General features: G+C 60.9%; 15 protein-coding genes. 9 read left to right on the top strand and 6 right to left on the bottom strand.

Annotated elements, in window-relative coordinates; translation table 11 throughout:
• Positions 1–203: 203 nt before the first annotated feature.
• Entirely contained in the window at positions 204–1,829 is a 1,626-nt protein-coding gene (locus FIV39_RS13900; RefSeq protein WP_090405201.1) for a methyl-accepting chemotaxis protein, read from the bottom strand.
• A 10-nt stretch (positions 1,830–1,839) separates the two neighbouring features.
• On the bottom strand, positions 1,840–2,028 hold the full coding sequence (locus FIV39_RS13895; RefSeq protein ID WP_143513884.1) for a hypothetical protein: 189 nt from the start codon (positions 2,026–2,028) through the stop codon (positions 1,840–1,842).
• Between the two features lie 34 nt (positions 2,029–2,062).
• On the opposite strand from FIV39_RS13895, the gene FIV39_RS13890 reads away from it, so the two are divergent.
• From FIV39_RS13890 to FIV39_RS13880, 3 genes are read left to right on the top strand one after another with little or no spacing between them, the layout of a single operon-like run.
• The gene (locus FIV39_RS13890; protein WP_090405204.1) at positions 2,063–3,490 is read left to right on the top strand and encodes a nucleobase:cation symporter-2 family protein; all 1,428 of its coding nucleotides are present in this window, start codon (positions 2,063–2,065) and stop codon (positions 3,488–3,490) included.
• A gap of 12 nt (positions 3,491–3,502) precedes the next feature.
• Positions 3,503–3,964: an LEA type 2 family protein gene (locus FIV39_RS13885; protein ID WP_090405206.1), complete on the top strand. Its 462-nt coding sequence runs from the start codon at positions 3,503–3,505 to the stop codon at positions 3,962–3,964.
• Between the two features lie 7 nt (positions 3,965–3,971).
• On the top strand, positions 3,972–4,523 hold the full coding sequence (locus FIV39_RS13880) for a GNAT family N-acetyltransferase (RefSeq protein ID WP_090405209.1): 552 nt from the start codon (positions 3,972–3,974) through the stop codon (positions 4,521–4,523).
• Positions 4,524–4,850: 327 nt separating this feature from the next.
• On the opposite strand, the gene FIV39_RS13875 is transcribed toward FIV39_RS13880, so the two are convergent.
• The gene (locus tag FIV39_RS13875) at positions 4,851–5,777 is read right to left on the bottom strand and encodes a carbon-nitrogen hydrolase family protein (protein WP_090405212.1); all 927 of its coding nucleotides are present in this window, start codon (positions 5,775–5,777) and stop codon (positions 4,851–4,853) included.
• Positions 5,778–5,867: 90 nt separating this feature from the next.
• Between FIV39_RS13875 and FIV39_RS13870 the strand changes: the two genes are divergently transcribed.
• Positions 5,868–6,788 carry a LysR family transcriptional regulator gene (locus FIV39_RS13870; RefSeq protein WP_146371536.1) on the top strand — a complete coding sequence of 307 codons (921 nt, stop codon included), beginning with the start codon at positions 5,868–5,870 and terminating at the stop codon, positions 6,786–6,788.
• On the opposite strand, the gene FIV39_RS13865 is transcribed toward FIV39_RS13870, so the two are convergent.
• Positions 6,760–7,014, bottom strand: a complete 255-nt coding sequence (locus tag FIV39_RS13865; RefSeq protein WP_090405221.1) for a hypothetical protein — start codon at positions 7,012–7,014, stop codon at positions 6,760–6,762. The genes FIV39_RS13870 and FIV39_RS13865 overlap by 29 nt on opposite strands.
• A 163-nt stretch (positions 7,015–7,177) precedes the next feature.
• Here FIV39_RS13865 and FIV39_RS13860 point away from each other — a divergent pair, with 163 nt between their 5' ends.
• A complete protein-coding gene (locus FIV39_RS13860) occupies positions 7,178–7,498 on the top strand; it encodes a DUF883 family protein (RefSeq protein ID WP_016979401.1) in 321 nt (106 codons plus the stop codon).
• Between the two features lie 92 nt (positions 7,499–7,590).
• Here FIV39_RS13860 and FIV39_RS13855 read toward each other — a convergent pair whose 3' ends face one another.
• Complete coding sequence (locus FIV39_RS13855) at positions 7,591–8,625, bottom strand: Ldh family oxidoreductase (RefSeq protein WP_090405224.1); 1,035 nt, start codon at positions 8,623–8,625, stop codon at positions 7,591–7,593.
• 180 nt (positions 8,626–8,805) lie between these two features.
• Here FIV39_RS13855 and FIV39_RS13850 point away from each other — a divergent pair, with 180 nt between their 5' ends.
• Positions 8,806–13,968 (top strand): dermonecrotic toxin domain-containing protein, encoded by a 5,163-nt coding sequence (locus tag FIV39_RS13850; RefSeq protein ID WP_090405227.1) that lies wholly within the window; start codon positions 8,806–8,808, stop codon positions 13,966–13,968.
• Between the two features lie 20 nt (positions 13,969–13,988).
• On the opposite strand, the gene FIV39_RS13845 is transcribed toward FIV39_RS13850, so the two are convergent.
• Positions 13,989–14,258, bottom strand: a complete 270-nt coding sequence (locus FIV39_RS13845) for a PepSY domain-containing protein (RefSeq protein WP_016979404.1) — start codon at positions 14,256–14,258, stop codon at positions 13,989–13,991.
• 141 nt (positions 14,259–14,399) lie between these two features.
• On the opposite strand from FIV39_RS13845, the gene FIV39_RS13840 reads away from it, so the two are divergent.
• The 3 genes from FIV39_RS13840 (at position 14,400) to FIV39_RS13830 (ending at position 16,723) form a co-directional block, all read left to right on the top strand.
• A complete protein-coding gene (locus tag FIV39_RS13840; RefSeq protein ID WP_090405230.1) occupies positions 14,400–15,395 on the top strand; it encodes a FecR family protein in 996 nt (331 codons plus the stop codon).
• Between the two features lie 327 nt (positions 15,396–15,722).
• On the top strand, positions 15,723–16,172 hold the full coding sequence (locus tag FIV39_RS13835) for a hypothetical protein (protein WP_090405234.1): 450 nt from the start codon (positions 15,723–15,725) through the stop codon (positions 16,170–16,172).
• Entirely contained in the window at positions 16,172–16,723 is a 552-nt protein-coding gene (locus tag FIV39_RS13830) for an adhesin (protein ID WP_090405236.1), read from the top strand. The genes FIV39_RS13835 and FIV39_RS13830 overlap by 1 nt, the downstream gene beginning before the upstream one ends.
• Positions 16,724–16,778 lie beyond the last annotated feature (55 nt).

The raw sequence follows: 16,778 nt of genomic DNA, 5'->3' as shown, positions 1-16,778 counted from the left end.
CCTCCACAGAGTGTCTGATACACCGCGTTCTTCCTTACTGGGGCTGCTACGCAGCCCAACGCGGGACAAGCCCGCTCGCCACAACAGCCCTATCTGCCGGGCGTTCAGCGTTGAGCAAAAGTTGTGTAGATACCCATGGCCATCGGGGGCAAGTCGAATCGTCGCACCGCCCCTCCCACAGTTGGATTGCATTGCAAAGTGGATCAGATAACGAACCTGGCCACCATCCCATTCAAATCCACCGCCAGGCGCGACAGCTCATGGCTGGCGGCGCTGGTCTGGTTGGCGCCCGCCGCCGATTGAGTCGCCAGGTCGCGGATGTTGACCAGGTTGCGGTCCACTTCGCGTGACACCTGGGCCTGTTCTTCCGACGCGCTGGCGATCACCAGGTTGCGTTCGTTGATCAGGCTGATGGACTGGGTGATCTGCTCCAGGGCCACACCTGCAGCGCGGGCCATTTCCAGGGTGTCCTGGGTGCGCTGGTTGCTCTGTTGCATCGATTGCACAGCCTCACCGGTGCCGTTCTGGATGCCGGCGACCATCTTCTCGATTTCCTGGGTCGACTGCGCCGTGCGATGGGCCAGGGCGCGCACTTCGTCAGCCACCACCGCGAACCCGCGTCCGGCCTCACCGGCGCGGGCCGCTTCGATGGCGGCGTTGAGCGCCAACAGGTTGGTCTGCTCGGCAATCGCCCGGATCACGTCCAACACCTTGCCGATGTCACGGCCCTGAGTGGCCAGGCCTTCGATCATCGCGGCGGTGTTTTGTACGTCCTGGGTCATGGTCTGAATCGCGCCGACGGTTTCCACCACACGGTCGCGCCCCAGCCGCGCGGCCTGGTTGGACTGGTTGGAGGCCTCGGAGGTGGACACCGCATTGCGCGCCACTTCTTCCACCGCCGCCGTCATCTCGTTGACCGCCGTGGCGGCCTGGTCGATTTCATTGTTCTGTTGCTGCAGGCCCCGGGACGCTTCCTCGGTCACGGCGCTCAACTCTTCCGCCGCCGAGGCCAATTGCGTGGCCGAGCCGGCGATATGCTGGATGGTCTGGCGCAGGTTGGTTTGCATGGTCGACAGGGCGCTGATCAGGCGCGCAGGCTCATCCCGGCCATTATCTTCAATGACGCTGGTCAGGTTGCCACCGGCGATGGTTTCGGCCACGTCCAAGGCTTTGCGCAATGGCGTGACGATGCTGCGGGTCAAGAGCCAAGCCAGCAGCACGGTCAGCAACGCGGCGGCGACCGATACGACAATCACGCCGGTGATGGCGTCCGAGTAACTCTGCCCGGCGTCAGCGTCGGCTTGCTTGGCACCGGCCGCGTTGATGGCGATCAGTTTGTTCAGTTGCTCGCCCATCTGGTCGGTGCCGTCCTTGATGCGACTGTTGATCAGGGCGCGCATTTCATCGACCTTGCCTTGCCTGGACAGGTTGAGCATCTCGGCCTGAGCCTTGAAGTAGTTGTCCAGCGTAAGGACAAACGTCTTATACAGCGCCACCTCATCCGTGCCCTGGGGCAGCGCCGCATAGCCAGCCTGTGCGGTTTTGACCTTGTCGACCAATACGCCGATGCGGGTTTCAGCTTCCTGCAAGGCCGCGGGTTCGCGGTTGACCAGGACGCGAAACGACAGAATGCGCATGCGCAGCACGTTTTCCGTCATGTTGCCCAGGTACGTCACGCTGGGCAGTTGGTTCGCGCTCATGTCCAGCGACGCTTGGCGCATCAGTGTCATGCGGTTGACCGCAAACACTCCCAATAAAACCACTAGGACCGCAATGAATGCGAAACCGAGAGACGCTCGAGGGGCAATATTAAGGTGACGAAGGGACATAGGTGGGCTCTCAAAAGGTGTGTTTGCGTGCATCCCTGCCGCGAAACGATCCGCCGACGGCAACGCGCGGCTCAGACCTTGGCCACCACTGTTGTTGTTGATCGGTGAGCCTATAAGAACTATCGGCCGGGTTCGGCGTTTTGCGCAGGGCTTTCATGAATATTTTTTTACACTTCTGACGCTCGGAGCTTTCTGGCATCCTGCGCCTCCCTTTTCTGACCCGAGCCCTCATTTTGTCTGACGCTCAAGCCCCCCGCCCCCGCTATAAATCCGACCTGATCTATGGCCTGGAAGATCGCCCGCACTTCAGCGCAGCGATATTTGCCGCGTTGCAGCATGTGCTGGCCAGTTTTGTCGGCATCATCACCCCCACCCTGATCGTCGGTGGCGTGCTCGGCCTGGAAAGCGAAGTGCCCTACCTGGTGAGCATGGCGCTGTTTGTGTCGGGGCTCGGCACCTTCGTCCAGGCGCGCACGTTCGGCCCCATTGGTTCTGGGCTGCTGTGCCTGCAAGGCACCAGTTTCTCGTTTATCAGCGTGATTCTCAGCGCGGGCTTCATGGTCAAGGCCCGGGGCGGCGGCACCGATGAGATCCTCTCGACGATATTTGGCATCTGCTTTTTTGCAGCGTTTATCGAAGTGGTGTTCAGCCAGTTCATCGGCAAGCTGCGCAAGCTGATCACCCCGGTGGTGACCGGCACCATCATTACCCTGATGGGCCTGTCGCTGATCAAAGTGGCCGTCACCGACATGGCCGGTGGCTTCGGTGCCAGCGATTTGGGCGCGGCGAGCAACATGGGCCTGGCCGCCCTAGTGCTGCTGACCATCGTGCTGCTCAACCGCTTCAATAACCCGTTCCTGCGCCTGGGTTCGATCGTGATCGGCCTGGCCCTGGGCTTTGCGGTGGCCTGGTGCCTGGGGCGCGTTGATATGGCGGCATTGCCCCAGGTGCCGCTGGTCAGCGTGCCGGTGCCGTTCAAGTACGGGTTTTCGTTCGACTGGGTGGCGTTTATCCCGGTGGCGGTGATCTTCCTGATTTCACCCCTGGAAGCGGCCGGTGACCTGACGGCCAACTCGATGATTTCCCAACAGCCGGTCAAGGGCCCGCTGTACATCAAGCGCATCAAGTCGGGCCTGTTGGCCGACGGCCTCAACTCGGCGATGGCCGCGACCTTCAACAGCCTGCCGATGGTGACCTTCGCCCAGAACAACGGCGTGATCCAGTTGACCGGCGTGGCCAGCCGCTACGTGGCGTACTTCATTGCCGGCCTGCTGGTGCTGCTGGGACTGTTCCCGATGATCGGCGCGGTGCTGCAACTGATGCCCAAGCCGGTGCTGGGCGGCGCGACCCTGATCATGTTCGGCACCGTCGCCGTGGCCGGGATCAAGATCCTCGCCGAAGCCGGGCTGCATCGGCGCAATGTGCTGATCGTGGCGATCTCCCTCGGCATGGGCCTGGGTGTGGCCGCCGTGCCGGAAGTGTTGCGCGACCTGCCCAAGGCGCTGCACAACATCTTCGAGTCGCCGATCACCGTGGGCGCGTTCTGTGCAATCCTGCTGAACATTTTCCTGCCGGAAGAGTTCATAGAGCTGGAAGAAGATGAATTTGATCCGGAGTCCTCTACCCTCAAAGTAATGCAGGACCCGGACGTCACGAAATAGGAGCACCTCCGTATGCGCAAGCTCATGGTTCTATCGCTGTTGCTGCTGAGCTTGAGCGCCTGCGCGCTGTTCCCCAACCGCGACCCGGTGAATATCAATGTGGTGGGCATCGAACCGCTGCAAAGCCAGGACCTGGAAGTGCGCTTCGCCGTGAAACTGCGGGTGCAGAACCCCAATGAAACGGCGATCGACTACAACGGCGTGGCCCTGGACCTGGAGGTCAATGGCCGGCCGCTGGCCTCAGGGGTGAGTGATCAGAGCGGAAGCATCCCACGTTTTTCCGAGACCGTGCTGATGGTGCCGGTGAGTGTGTCGGCGTTTTCCGTGCTGCGGCAAACCCTGGGCCTGAGCCAGACCCAGAGCCTCAACAACCTGCCCTACGTGTTGCGCGGCGAACTGGCGGGTGGCCTGTTCGGCACCCTGCGCTTTGTGGACCGTGGCACCCTGGACTTGCCGAATACAGCGACTTGGTAATGACCCCATGCAACCGACACTCTTCACCGAACGCCTGATCCTGCGCCCGCTGACGCTGGACGATGCCGAAGGGATCCAGCAGCAATTCCCGCATTGGGACGTGGTGCGTTACCTCAACGCCCTGGTGCCGTGGCCCTACCCGGCCGACGGCGCCCGTTCCTATCTGGAGCACATCGCCCTACCCGCCATGGCCCGTGGCGAGGAATGGCATTGGTCGCTGCGCCTGAAAAGCGCGCCTGAACAGTTGATCGGCAACGTCAGCTTGATGGACGAGCAGGATAACAACCGGGGGTTCTGGCTAGGGCCGCAATGGCAAGGGCAAGGTTTGATGTCCGAAGCCAGCGCAGCGGTGACCGACTACTGGTTCGGCGTGCTCAAGCGCCCCGTGCTGCGGGCGCCCAAGGCCGCACCCAACCTGGGCTCACGGCGTATTTCCGAACGTACGGGCATGCGTTTGATCAGGACGGATGAAGGTGAGTTTGTAGAAGGCACTTTCCCACGGGATATCTGGGAAATAACCCGCGAGGAATGGCTGGAAACCCCATCGCCCAAACGCTGAGGGCCAAAGGTGGGAGGCCCCACTACCTCTTCGACGTAGCGCTGTCGCGCAGCAAACTGGGACCTCTGTGGCGAGCGGGCTTGTCCCGCGTTGGGGTGCGAAGCCCCCCTGCTGAAGACAAATACGGTGTATCAGGCACTCCTCTGCGCCTGGTTTCGGGGCTGCTGCGCAGCCCAACGCGGGACAAGCCCGCTCGCCACAGGAATGCCGTCGAGCGAAATTGCTTATGCAAGGCTCAAGCCTTTAAGATTAATTTTTAATTGTTTAATATCAATAGCTTATCTTGTATTTGATAAGGATTTCCCCCTCGCACCGTTCGACCGGGTTTCAGTCGGTGATATAGCGCACGCCCGGCTTGGCGCGTTCATCCACCACCAGCTCGAACACATCCGGCCGCGCGTAATGCCCCACCACGTCATAGTCGTAGCGCGCGCGCACAAGGTCATCGGTGTTGATCTGCGCGGTCAACAATCCCGCCTCACCCAGCAACGGCCCCGCCAGAATGTCGCCCATCGGGCTGACAATCACGCTGCCGCCGGCGATCAACGGGCGCTCTGAAGGCCAGTTGGCAACCTCAATGCCCAGCGCCTGAGGCGAGGCCTGCACCTGGCACGCGCTGACTACAAAGCAGCGCCCTTCGTGGGCCACATGGCGCATGCTCACCTGCCACATCTCACGCTCATCCACCGTCGGTGCGCACCACACCTCTACGCCCTTGGCGTACATGGCGGTGCGCAGCAGCGGCATCATGTTTTCCCAGCACACCGCACCGCCGATACGGCCTACCGCCGCGTCAATCACGGGCAAGGTGGAACCGTCACCCTTGCCCCAGATCAGCCGCTCGGTGCCGGTGGGCATCAGCTTGCGGTGCTTGGCCACCAGGCCACCCGTGGGTTCGAAATACAGCACGGTGCAATACAGGGTGCTGCCACTGCGCTCAATCACACCCAGTACCAGGCTGGCACCAGTACGTGCCGACAGGCCGGCCAGCGCCTCGGTCTCGGCGCCCGGCACATCGATGGCGTTGGCAAAATACCGCGCAAAGGCTTCGCGGCCTTCGGGCAGGCGATAGCCCAATTGGGTGCCAAAACCTTCACCCTTGGGGTAACCGCCGAGCAGCGCTTCGGGCATCACCACCAATTGCGCGCCGCTGCGCAGGATCTCGTGTTCATAGGCGAGAATTTGCGCCAGGGTATCGGCCTTGCCGCCAGGCAGGGAACCGATTTGCAGGGCCGCCACAGTAGAAACAGGCATCACGATCACTCCAGATAAGGGGGTTGCCCATTCTCCTGCGAGGCTCGATCATGAATAAAGCCCACCTCAGTGCTGAATGATATGAGCCAAATGAATATCGCCCAGGTCGACCTGAACCTGCTGAAAACTTTCGAAGCCCTGCACGATGAATCCAGCGCCAGCCGCGCGGCGTTGCGCCTGGGCGTCACCCAGTCGGCCATCAGTGCAGGTTTGCGCCGTTTGCGCGACGCCTATGGCGACCAACTGTTCGTGCGCACTGGCCGGGGCCTGGCGCCCACGCTACGGGCCAACCAGTTAAAACCGGTGATCAGCGAGGCGCTGGAGCGTTGCCGGCAGAGCCTGGCGATGGTTAATCCGGATAACCCGAACTATCAAGGCCGCTCGGTGGTGGTGGGCCTGTCCGATGACTTCGAGATCGCCTATGGCCGCCGGCTGATGGATGCCATCGCACAGCGCCTGCCGAAGCTGCGGGTGATTTTCCGTCAGACCCACAGCCAGATCGTCGCCGGCGCCCTGCTCGAGCGCACCCTCGACCTGGCGATTACCGCAGGCGGATTTGCGCAAAGCCGCTTGAGTCGACAGGTGGTGGGAGACGGTGATTACCGCTGCCTGGTGGACCCCGGCAGCCTGGCGCCGGGTCAGGTCGACATCAGCCTGGACGAGTTCGTCACGCGCGAACATGTGTTGGTGTCATCGGGCGGTTTTATTGGCATCACCGACGAGGGGCTGGCGGCGCAGGGGCTGAGCCGCCAGGTGTGCGCCTCGACCAGTCACTTTGCCGCGCTGCCGTTTTTGCTCAAGGGCAGCCAGGCGGTGGCGACCATACCCGGGCATGCGGCGCTGGCCATCGCCGAGATGACCGGCCTGCGGGTACTGCCCTGCCCGCTGGCGCTGCCGCGTTACCCGGTGGAACTGGGTTGGCGCACCCAGGCCCAGCTTGACCCGATGTTGCTCAAAGTACGCGAGGCGATTGCCGCCAGCTTTACTTCGCCGCCGCCATCAGTTTGTTGACTTCACTGCGCACCATGTTGGAAAACTCCGGCGGCGACATGCCGTCAAGTTCCGCGCGAACCCATTCGGACCACTTGCCCTTGCGCTTGGCGCGCTCACCGAACAACCGCGCGGCTTCGTCCTTGGCCTTGCCCAGGTTGGTTTGCCACAGGTCGTAGAGGCGGGACTTTTCATCTTCCAGCTCGGCGCGTTCGGCGAGGGTCTTGTTGGCGAGATTGAAGCTCATATTGAAATACCTGCTGCACAAATAGACGACATCTTACACTGTAGGTCGATTTTTCCGGATTTGGATTTTGTCCGGAGTCGCGCCCAAGCAAAAAAACTGCAACTTTTGCCGCCGCCCGGCACTCCATTGTTCACTGTCACATTCACCTGCAAGGAGTCACACAATGGCCCGCAAAACCGCCGCCCAAGCCGTCGAAGACCAAATCAAGGACCAAGCTTTCAGCGAACTCACCGCGCTGATCGAAGAGTCGGACAAACTGCTCAAGAGCAGCGCCTCCCTGGTGGGCGAAGAAGGCGAAACCCTGCGCGAGCAGGTCGCGATCAAACTCAAGCAAGCGCTGGACTCGGTATCCAACGTACGCGAGCGCAGCAAGCCGGTCGTCGATGCCACCGAAACCTACATCGGTGGTCATCCATGGCAGACCGTCGCCATCTCCGCCGGCTTCGGCCTGGTGGTTGGCCTGCTATTGGGTCGTCGCAACTAACGCGTTCCGCATAGTTCTACGCATACGTAGCAGCTGCCTCGCTTGCGCTCGGCAGCTGCTACGGGTTTACCCGGTGTTGGATAGGACGGTCTCTACGTCGCCCAGTCGCGTAGCTGGTTCAAGGCCTCCAGATCCACCACGACCCCCTCCTCCATCGACTTCGCCCGTGTGCGATGACGTCGATCCCCCGGCAAGCGCCGCAACCCCGCCGCATGCATCTGCCGCACCAGCTCCTGGCTGCGCTCGGCGAAGCTTTGCCCGGCGGTTTTGCTCGGGTCGATCACGATCAGCAATTGGCCGGTCCAGGGCGTGCGCGCGCCAGGGTGGTCGGCCCAGTTGAATTCGAAGGAAAAGTTACCGCCGGTCAAGGCCGCCGCCAGCAGCTCGACCATCATCGACAAGGCCGAGCCCTTGTGCCCGCCGAACGGCAACAGCGCACCACCCTCCAGCACAGCCTTGGGGTCGGTGGTGGGCTGGCCGAGGCTGTCCACCCCCATGCCCGGCGGCAAGCGCTCGCCTTTGCGCGCAGCAATCTGCACGTCGCCGTGGGCAATGGCGCTGGTGGCCAGGTCGAAGACAATAGGGGCGCCATCGGCACGCGGCGCCGCGAAAGCAATGGGGTTGGTACCGAACAAAGGACGGTCGGCGCCATGGGGCACGACGCAGGTCATGCTATTGACCACGCTCAGCGCTACCAACCCGTCCTCGGCAAAGGGTTCGACATCGGGCCACAGCGCGGCGAAGTGATGGGAGTTGTGGATCGCCAACAGCGCAATGCCGGCACTGCGCGCCTTGGCCACCAGCAGCGCGCGCGCGGCCTCGAGGGCCGGCTGGGCGAAACCATTGCCGGCGTCCACCCGCACGAAACCGGATGCGACATCCGTGACCACCGGAGTGGCCTTGCCATCGACCCAACCGCTGGCCAGCGTGCTGAGGTAACCGGGGATACGGAAAATGCCATGGCTATGGGCGCCGTCGCGCTCGGCACTCGCGCAATTGCGCGCCAGGATCGCAGCCACTTGCGGCGACGTGCCGTGCTTCACGAACACCGCGTACAGCAACCCCACCAGGTCGTTGAAACCGATGAGCGCTGTAGCGTTTTCAACTATCGGGGACTGGGCAGACATCTGTAGCTCCGATTTTATAATTGGAAGAGACAACAAGAATCCAGACCGTGGATTAAACAACGCCGCATGTGCCTGCTGTCAACGGGCGCATGACGCCGTCTTCAGTTATCTACCGCAACGAGCGCGGCGGCGGCATCTACCTTGGGGGCTCATTACCATGACCTGAATGGAGAGCGCCCCATGGCCACCGTCACCCCTCCCTATTTTTTCGATGAGTTCCTGCTGCCAACCCGACGCAAGCAACCGACGCCACGGGAGCGTGCCCTGGGCTTCACGGTGAAGGATCTTGATTGGCTGCACACCCTGTACTACGCCACTGAGACGGCACGCACGGACCTGGCGGCGGTGACCTACCCGATGAAGGTGGAAAGACTATTGATCAGCGCGCCGGGCCAAACCGCGATCCCGATAGCGGGCGCCTTCATGATGAGCCCGACACCCGACGACGACAAAGCCGTGCTGTACACCCCTTATGGCGGCCTGGAAGTATTCGAGAACCGCGCCGTGCTGCTCAGCGAAGTGCAAGAGCGGTTGAAACAACCGAGCCAGCACACCGACCTGCTGCAATTCCTGTCGATTGGCGCGCGTGACGCGCTGCCGGTGAAGGTGCACCTGACGGTCACGGCTGCCGCCATCCAGGGCGCCGTGATGGAAGACCAGAAGAACACCCTCCTGGCCAACCAGCAAAAAAATGCACTGGCCCTGCTCGACGAGTTGCGCAAACTCCCCAGCCTGAACGGGATGCTCGATACGTTGCTCGGGATCATGGCCCGTTCTTATTTCCCCGGCCTTAACCAGGCCGACACTCGCGTGAATTTCTTCAGCCGCGCGGCCGATGGCGAGGACAGCCGCTGGATCGACTCGTTACCGCTGCGCGACGCGCTGCTGCGGTTTTATGTCTCCCATGCCTGGCCGCTCGACCAGACACATTCGTTTTTCAACATAGCCCACGACACCCACGCCTTCACCCAGGAGCAACTGGCCGAGGACCAGCAACGCTGGGACAGCGTGGTCGAACAAACCAGCGGGATTCTTTCAAAGCTGTTGACCAGCCTGCTGCTGACCTACTGGAATGAAGACTTCAACGGTGGCCAGTCACGCCGGCAATTTTGCGCCCGGGTCATGAGTGACAAGTACCGCGCCGACCTGTTGTTCAAGCACCAGGACATGATCCTGTCCACCGATGAAAGTCAAAAGCTGCGAGCCCTGTTCCTTGCGGACCCCATCTCGCGCACCGCCTTCGCCGGCCAGTTGAATATAGAAAAAGTGCGGGTTCACGCGCCTTTTCAACACTACGTCGAACTGGGCGGCACCCTGATGATCAGCAATTCCCAGGCTTACCTGTACACCCAATCGCGCGGTTTGCAGGTGCTTCAGGATCTGAATGACCTCAAGGACGTCCTGCTGACCATGCTCAAAGCCGCCGGGCATGAAGATGAGCTGCTCAACTTCCTGTCGCTGGACGAGCGCAGTGTGTTTATTGGCATGGATCACATTGAGGTGAGCGGTAATCCCGTTGCGGGCGATGTATTTGTTGAAATGGTCGAGGACATTCTCACCAAGCAGTTCAACAACCTGGAGTATGCACTGGGGCTTTATCGGCGTAGTGCAGGCGAGATCGACCTGGCCGCGCTGCTCGACAGCGCCTTGGACGTGCGCACTATGCTCGACAGTCGCTTGGTGGAACTGGACGCGGGCGGGCGCTGGAGCCTCCATCCCATCACCACTGGCAATGGGCGCCCCTCCACCGTGCATGCGGAAAAGGCCAAGGTGCATCTGCAACGACTGCAAACCGTCGAAGCGGCCATGTCGCTGGAGCGCAACAAACTACCGACCTTGCGCGACCTGACGGCCCATGCGCTGGACGCGGAACTGGCCAAACGACGGCTGGACCTCAACGCCGACGATGTCTGCCTCAATACCTATGCCACGCATGCCAGTGACCGCGAAGAGCGCGTGCCCCAGGCGTCTTCAAGCATGGTGGAGCACTTTATTGCGCGCCTGGCCAAGCAAGCCTTTGCGCTGACCGACTCGCCTTTGAGCGGGCTCTACGGCAGGCGCAGCGCGGGCGTCGCCAACAAGCTGCAAAACCTGACAACCGCTGGCTTCAATGCAGTGATCGAACAGGTCCTGACTACCTTTGCAGAACAGGACCTGCCTGGGCTGCCACACCTGTTTCTGGACAATAACCGGGCACACCTCAGCCATGGAATGTTGCAGGGGCTGAGCGGTGAAGCGTACCTGAGGCAGCTGCAAAAAAGCTTGCCGCGCCCCGCTCTCGCCCTGCTGGAAAGCGTTCTGCACGCCGACAACATGACCCGCCTGACCCGCCGAGGCCTCAACGGGTTCATACCGGATGCGTTTGGCTTGACCGTCAAGATCGGCGCTGATACCGACCCCCAGGCCCTGGCCAATTGCTTTGTGCTGACCGAGCGGGGCGGTATAGATCCGGACCATTCAGGGACGGCAGTGCTGTGGACACCCCGTTGCGGTTATGAGGCGTTTGCGTCGATCAAGCTGTTGCGCGAAGCCCTGGAACAACGCTTGCTGGATCCCCTGGCGCGGTTACCCCTGATGGAGAATCTGCCGGTGTCCAGGCGCGTCCCCCATCAGGCTTGGCAGCTCGGACCGCTGCGACGTATCGACGACCACCTGTTGCATAATCGCCAACAGACCTACAGCGATTTCACGCGCGACGAGATTGACCATCTGCTCTCGATGAAGCTGAACGCCAAGCGTTTTCAGGACTGCATGGACAGCTTTATCCGTCGCGCACCGCCGACCAACCTGCCCAGGGGGATCGCCCTGGCCCGTACCATGATCCACCAACAGGCCCTGCCGGTATGGCTGGGCATGGCGCGACCCGATGCGCAAATCCTGCATGCTGAACTGATTGAGCAGTACCGCATCAGCGGCGCGGATGAGCGCGACTACCTGCACAACATCACGCCGATGCGAGAACGGGCCAAGCGCACCCTATCCAGCCTGCTCAATGCGCGTTTTTCCGGGCAGGTCGTCAACCCGGACAATGTGCTGATTCCCGGCCGTATCGAGCTTGAGGGCCACACTCAGACCCTGACGGACTTCGCCCTGCGGCACTTGCCTGAGCTACGCGCCGAGGATATCCGGCCACAATCGCGAACAGCCACGCCTTTGCCGGCGACACTGGACGGCAATGCCATCGTCCAACTGGTTCGACAACTGGACCTCAAAAGCCTTTACCAGCAACAGCTGACCCCCCTCCTCAAAGGCCAGACCGAAGAAGCCCGCAAGCGTTTCCAATTGTTCTGTCGGCAGTTGCCCTGGCAATTGTTGCAACACGCCCATGAACAGACACTCCAGGAGCGGCTGTCCGCATCGGCCTGGAGCTTCCTCCGGCAAGTCTTTGATATGCCCGATGCTGTGGCCCGCTCCGCCGTGGCGGGCGTAACTGCGATCATCCGCCCCCTTGAACTGATCGCCACCTCGGGTGCTTCGCTGGCCAACGCCTTGGGTTGTTACCTGATCGGCCCGAAAGCCGGCGCTGCTGGACCTCTGGTGCTGTATGCGCCCTACAGCCCAAAACATCTATTGAAGGAGTACGCAAATGAAACCGCGTTGCTCAATGAATTCACCACCCCCGGCGCGCTGCAGGACTGGGTAATCGGCCAGATGCACGATCCCCATCAAGCCACTTACCGCAATTTGTTGGGCCAGCGCTGGAGCAAGGAACACGCGGAAATCCGGCTCGGCACCTCGCCGATCACCGGCAACCTGCTGAACCAGCTGTTTCAAGATAATATCGAGGTGCTGCTGCGGATGCTGGCGACTCAGTTCTCCCCGCTGGGCAAGGCGCAATGGAGCGCAGTCACCAGCCTGTTCACCGAGGGAATCCCCAAAGGCCTGCAGTTCATGGCTGGCAAATTGGCCTACCCGCTGGTGGTGTGGCGCAGCTATAAACTCTTCAAGGCTTCCGCTGAAGACCTGCAGCAACACCGCTGGCAACACGCGCTCAAAACCTTCGCCGGTGGCGTGGCCGAGTTGGCGTCCTTACGCAAGGAGCTGGACAAACTGTTGCCCCAAGCCTCCTCGACCGAGGAAAACACTACGCTGGAGCAATGGCTCCAGGCGCCTGCGCCCCGCGCGCCCACACTCGCTGACCTGGACCTGACCGCCCCTGGACGTACCCAGTTGCAAGTGTTTGAAGAGCATGACGTTGCCCTGGACGAACTGGAGCAAAGCACGCGAACCAACCTGTATAAGGATGCGTCCGACACGCGTCATTTTGTGCCGCTGGCGGGCAAGGTATACCCGGTGAAAAAAGCCGGTGAGCACTGGCGCCTGAGCCAGGGCGAGCTGGCGGGCCCTTATGTACAACGCAATGCCCAGGGCGAGTGGACGCTGGACCTCGATCGGCATCACCCGCGCTTCGGCAAAACCCTGAGTCGTTACGCAGGCAGGGCTTACACGTGGGCAGCCGAACGGCAGGCCATCAATATCGAAGCCGTGGGCATACGGGAAATTGCCGCATTATCCAGTTGGAAAGCCCAGTGTATCGACGAAGCGCTCAACGTGGCGACGTACTATGCGGTCACCTGTAAACGCAACCTTCTCCACTTTACGACACGACGGGAGCCCAACAGCCGGCTTGGGCGGTTTTTCAGTGAATTATTCGGCATCGTCACGCTGACGCCCGATCAGGTGCAGCGAATCGAGCGGCGCATCGATGAGGTACTCGATGAACTGACGAACCACACCCTGATCGGTCCCGACTCTCAACGTTTTGTCAGTGGCACCCATCGCTATAGCCCAAGGGATACCTTTGCCTTCGTGGTGCCCGAAGACGCAGGGCAGAAGATCTATTTGCTCGACCGCTTTTTCGACCCGCCCATGGATATCTACCAAAACCGCTTGAATACGCCGTTCAATATCTCGGCCCATGCACGGGCAACCGTATTGATCCACGAAATAACGCACCTCAAATCCTTGACCGAAGACCTGGCTTACCTGGACTCCATGCGGCCGTTCCACGACCTGATCAACGTGAACATCAGTGGTGCCCAAGTGATGCAGACCGACCTTGCCGACTTGCGTGATACCGCGCTCTCGACCCTGACCCCCGCGACCTTATTGTTCAAGACCTGGGACGAGTTCACCCAGCACTGGGAAGACTTCGGCAGCAGCGGCACAACGTCGCTGCTCAAGGATAAAGTCCTGAGTACCACCGGCTGTCGGACTCTTGAGGATGCACGGTCAATGTTCATGAGCAATGCCGACAAACGTATCGATACGATCCTGGCCAACGCCGATTCCGTCACTTATCTGATCAGTCAACTCGGCAGGGAACTGGATGCGGGAGCCTGAGCAGGCTCCCGGCGGGTCTATCAGTCTTTCTGGTCACGCAGGATATTGCCGGAAGCGCCGTCGATGCGCGCTTCATACACGGTGCCGTCGGACTTGCGGCCTTTGACTTCCCAATAGCCGTTGTCGTCAGCTTCCGCCGCGTACACCTCGACGTATCCGGCCTTGGTCTTGGCCACTTCAATGGCCTTTTCGATGGTGATCCAGCCCGCGCCGGGCTTATCGGCCAGGGCGGCGCCCGCACTGAGCAAAGCGGTGGTTGCACACAGGGCGACTAAGGTTTTCTTCAGCATTTTCGTTCTCCATGGTGGGAATGTCCTGAATTTTTAGGTCGCGCCAAACAAGAATAAGTTCCAATTGATGTGCAATCGCCATGATGGCTGTTCTCGCGGTCCGCCTCGGGAGGTTAGAATGTGTGAAATCAGGATGAGTTAATGAGCGAAAAGTCCCTTTCAGAAGCCGAATACGACGCCATCACCGACGCCGCTGCGCATTGGTGCATGCGCATGCACGCAGGTGACTGCACCGCGGCTGAACGTCAGGCTTTTGAGCAATGGCACGATTCCCATCCACTGCACGCCTTTGAATACGCGGCCATGCTGGAAGTCTGGGACGTCGCCGACCACCTGCCCCGCCACGCAATCCCAGCAGTGGTGGTGCCCTTCAAGCCTCGCCGCCGGCTACGCACCTACGCGGTAGCGGCAGCGATCTGCCTGGCCGGATTGCCCCTGGCCGCCTTTACCGGCTGGGAAGCCGGCTGGTTGCCGAGTTCCTATGAGCGTTTCCAGGCCGCCAATGGCTTGCGCAAGGTCACCCTGGACGACGGCAGCGAGGTGGAGCTCAACCTGGGCACCGAGCTGGTCTACAGCAACTACAAGGATCAACGTCGCGTCACGCTGAAAAAGGGCGAGGCGTTCTTCAAGGTCAGCCATGACAGCGCGCATCCATTTATCGTGCACGCAGGCTTAGGACAGGTGCGCGTCACGGGCACCCAGTTCAACGTCTGGAAGTATGAAGACCAGGTGCGAGTGATGTTACTCGAGGGCTCGGTGCAGATTGCCAGTGACCAGGTACACGGCAGCGTGCCCCTGACACCCGGCATGCAGGCCAGCTATCAACAGGGGGATGCCACGCCGCGCGTAGGCACCATCACCGCCAATGACACCGCCCTGGCCTGGCGCCAAGGCAAACTGGTGCTCGACAACCTGGCCCTGACCGATGCGTTGCCGTTGATCAACCGCTACCTGAAAAAACCGGTGATGCTGGCGGACGCCAATACCGGGACGATTCGTATCGGCGGCATCTACAACATCACCGAGGTCAATAACCTCATCCCGTCCCTGCCTAAGGTTTTGCCGGTCTATCTGACCCAGAACCAGGATGGCAACCCCGTACTCAATTCCATCCCGCGTAAATCCCCCAAAGGCTAAGCCTGAGCCGCAAGCCCGGGCATCGTTGCGCCTGAAGTGTCCATTTTTGAAACACTCGACGCCCCTGGATCGCCCGTGTTGTGCGGATTCATCGTTTTGTCATACGCAGTGTTACAGCGCTGATACAGCTGGGTGAATCGTTTGTGGTACGGCCGTGGGTGCGTGCCTGGACGGTAGGTGTCTCAGGGATGAAACAGCACTGACATCACTTTGCCCACGAATAACTCCAACCCATTGAATAACAACAGTAAATAAAAAGCGGCACGGCTTCTGCTCTATCCCTTACAGCGCTGTTTAGGGTCAGCGCGACGAATAAGGAATGCCGCCGTGGTCACACTCACTCAAGGTTCAATGAACGTACTGCTGATCAGCTGTGTACTCAGCGTCGGCATCAGTGTTCCAAGCTTTGCAGGTGACGGCGTGATCGTGACAGGCCGTGACGTACAGGCTCACATGTACGGCCGCGCCGCCTTCGGTAAAGACCCCTACCCCACCACCGCCAACGCCAATCCCAGCCGAGACATCATCGGTGCCACTGGCGAGCTCAGCGATATGGATATCGGCGGCATCAGCAGCGGCTCAAGCATCGTCAGCGCGATTCAGACCAACGGCACCTTGACCGGCCTGCACGCCACACAAAACAGCATGTCCACCCTGGGGGCCGGCTCTGCCGCCGGCCACGGTGCGGGCAGCAGCATGGGCGGGCAGATCAGCGACTCGATCCAGCGTGGCATGGCGCCGTTGAACAACATCGGCAGCATGATGGGGGGCAAGTAATGCATCGTTCCCTGCTCGTCCTCGCCCTGTTGGCCAGCGCCCCGGCATTCGCCGACGACACTGCGGTGATCAACAACAGCGGCAAACAATACCAAGGTGTCGTGTCGATCAACCAGGCGGCCGGCAACCAGCAACAAATGTCCAACAGCCGCGCCATCGCGCTCGGTGGCCAGGCCACCAACGTCAACATCCAGCGCCTCGATGGCAGTGTCGACCCGTCCCTGAACGCCAAGGCGGCGATCCAGGGCAGCTCTTTTACCAATGGCAACGGTGTACTGGGCATCAACCAGTCGGCCGGGGCCAATAACCAAACAATCAATGCCGTGCGGATCAGCATCAACCCTGGCCCGCAAAGCATCGATGACAGCGTCCTGTTGCAACAGAACACGACGACGCTGGCAACCGACTCAGGGCTCACCCCCACCACTGGCAGCCGCCTTGTCGTTACAAGCGACCAGGCCTTCACAGGCAGCCGAGGAGTGATTCAGGTGAACCAGAGTGCCGGGGTGGGGAACCGAGTGGCTAACACCCTGGGCATCACTATCAAGTAAACGCTTGGTAGCACTCGTTAGACCGTACCAACACTTAACCAACTAATTAGAAGCA

Source organism: Pseudomonas grimontii (assembly GCF_007858185.1).
Taxonomy (GTDB): Bacteria; Pseudomonadota; Gammaproteobacteria; order Pseudomonadales; family Pseudomonadaceae; genus Aquipseudomonas; species Aquipseudomonas grimontii.
This window is presented reverse-complemented; position numbering and strand designations above follow the sequence as displayed.